The 2402-nt window shown below is 60.5% G+C and carries 3 protein-coding genes; all 3 read left to right on the top strand.

The features are described from left to right. Positions 1–409 precede the first annotated feature (409 nt). On the top strand, positions 410–781 hold the full coding sequence (rpsL, locus tag EN994_RS27415) for a 30S ribosomal protein S12 (protein WP_006333356.1): 372 nt from the start codon (positions 410–412) through the stop codon (positions 779–781). A gap of 60 nt (positions 782–841) precedes the next feature. Continuing rightward, positions 842–1312, top strand: a complete 471-nt coding sequence (gene rpsG, locus EN994_RS27410; protein WP_008875664.1) for a 30S ribosomal protein S7 — start codon at positions 842–844, stop codon at positions 1310–1312. Positions 1313–1341: 29 nt separating this feature from the next. Further along, on the top strand, positions 1342–2402 hold a 1061-nt coding region (locus tag EN994_RS27405), incomplete at its 3' end, for a GTP-binding protein (protein ID WP_127307965.1).

Genomic DNA, 2402 nt, shown 5'->3' with positions numbered 1-2402 from the left:
GCGCAAACCCATTCACTTTGCCTGAAGGCTTGTCACTTTCTTCCTCGCTCTTGCAAAAATGCGAAAGAAAATTACATGCGGTTTTCGCATGGCTGCCAAGCCTTGGTCGGCGCGCAATATTTGGTGCTCCGGGCTTGACGGTCCGCGGTCTTACGGGTAGAAGCCGCCCAGTCAGAACCGATGTGAGGCTCTCCCTTCCGAAGCGACACGCTTTGGAGTTTGCCTCAAACAGGGTTCGTTTTACGAGCGAAAAGACATTTCCGGCGTGCACGAAGCGGCTTCCGCTTCCTCTGCCTTTTGTTCGGGCAAGACCGCGAGGCGCGGTTTATGGCCCGAATTTGCGTATGGAAATGACGCTTTGAGCGGCCCTGACCGGGCGAGACACGGAATTGAGAGACAAGAGGGTTTAATGCCTACCGTCAACCAGCTGATCCGCAAGCCGCGCATTGCGCCGGTGAAGCGCAACAAGGTCCCGGCCATGCAGCAGAACCCGCAGAAGCGGGGCGTCTGCACGCGCGTCTATACAACGACGCCGAAGAAGCCGAACTCGGCGCTGCGCAAGGTGGCCAAGATCCGCCTGACCAATGGTTTTGAAGTGATCGGGTACATCCCCGGCGAAGGCCACAACCTTCAGGAGCACTCCGTGGTGATGATCCGCGGCGGCCGCGTCAAGGATCTTCCGGGCGTTCGCTACCACATCATCCGCGGCGTGCTCGACACGCAGGGTGTGAAGAACCGCAAGCAGCGCCGTTCGAAGTACGGCGCCAAGCGTCCGAAGTAAGATTTTCCGGCCTTGGCGCTCCTTGAGTGCGTCGGGCTATGAGATTGAGAGACAAAAGCCATGTCGCGTCGTCACAGTGCAGAAAAGCGTGAGATCAATCCGGACCCGAAGTTCGGCGATCTGATCGTCACCAAGTTCATGAACGCCGTCATGTATGACGGCAAGAAGTCGGTCGCCGAGACCATCGTCTACGGCGCGCTCGACCAGGTTCAGTCGAAGACCAAGCAGGAGCCGGTCACCGTCTTCCATCAGGCGCTCGACAATGTCGCGCCGCATGTGGAAGTGCGTTCGCGTCGTGTCGGCGGCGCCACCTACCAGGTTCCGGTCGACGTGCGCCCCGAGCGCCGCCAGGCATTGGCCATTCGCTGGCTGATTGCTGCGGCCCGCAACCGCAACGAGACCACGATGGTCGACCGCCTCTCCGGCGAGCTGATGGACGCGGCCAACAACCGCGGCACCGCTGTCAAGAAGCGTGAAGACACCCACAAGATGGCTGAAGCCAACCGCGCTTTCGCGCACTACCGCTGGTAAAGCGCGAACGAGACTGAGAGGCAGCTACGATGGCCCGCGAATACAAAATCGAAGACTACCGCAATTTCGGTATCATGGCGCATATTGACGCCGGCAAGACGACGACCACCGAGCGCGTCCTCTACTACACGGGCAAGTCGCACAAGATCGGCGAAGTCCACGACGGCGCTGCCACCATGGATTGGATGGAGCAGGAGCAGGAGCGCGGCATCACCATCACGTCCGCCGCGACCACGACCTTCTGGAAGGCTCGTGACGGCAAGATGCACCGCTTCAACATCATCGACACCCCCGGCCACGTCGACTTCACCATCGAGGTCGAGCGTTCGCTGCGCGTGCTCGACGGCGCCATCGCGCTGCTCGATGCCAATGCCGGTGTTGAGCCGCAGACCGAGACTGTCTGGCGCCAGGCCGACAAATATCGCGTTCCGCGCATGATCTTCTGCAACAAGATGGACAAGATCGGCGCCGACTTCTATCGCTCGGTCGAGATGATCGGCTCGCGCCTCGGTGCGCATGCTGTTGTCATGCAGCTGCCGATTGGCGCCGAGACCGAGTTCAAGGGCGTTGTCGACCTCGTCGAGATGAACGCGCTGGTCTGGCGCGACGAGACGCTGGGCGCTGCCTGGGACATCGTCGAGATCCCGGACGACCTCAAGGCTCGTGCCGAAGAATACCGCGAGAAGATGATCGAGGCTGCCGTCGAAATGGACGAGACGGCGCTTGAGAATTACCTCGAAGGCAAGATGCCGTCGAATGACGAGATTCGCGCGCTGATCCGCAAGGGCACCATCGCGGTCAAGTTCTACCCGATGTTCTGTGGCTCGGCCTTCAAGAACAAGGGCGTGCAGCCGCTGCTCGACGCCGTTGTCGAATATCTGCCGTCGCCGGCCGATGTTCCCGCCATCAAGGGCGTCGATGCCAAGACCGACGCCGAGATCGAGCGTCATGCCGACGACAACGAGCCGCTGTCGATGCTCGCCTTCAAGATCATGAACGACCCGTTCGTCGGTTCGCTGACCTTTGCGCGCATCTATTCGGGCAGGCTCACCAAGGGCATCTCGGTCGACAACACCGTGAAGGGCAAGAA

The sequence above is a fragment of the Mesorhizobium sp. M7A.F.Ca.CA.002.09.1.1 genome, from assembly GCF_003998555.1.
GTDB classification, from domain to species: Bacteria; Pseudomonadota; Alphaproteobacteria; order Rhizobiales; family Rhizobiaceae; genus Mesorhizobium; species Mesorhizobium ciceri.
The sequence above is the reverse complement of the archived record's forward strand: the minus strand, read 5'-3'. Positions and strand labels throughout refer to the sequence as shown.

Coding starts and splice junctions, on each gene's coding strand:
- rpsL (WP_006333356.1), top strand. CDS start 410: ATGCCTACCGTCAACCAGCTGATCCGCAAGCCGCGCATTGCGCCGGTG.
- rpsG (WP_008875664.1), top strand. CDS start 842: ATGTCGCGTCGTCACAGTGCAGAAAAGCGTGAGATCAATCCGGACCCG.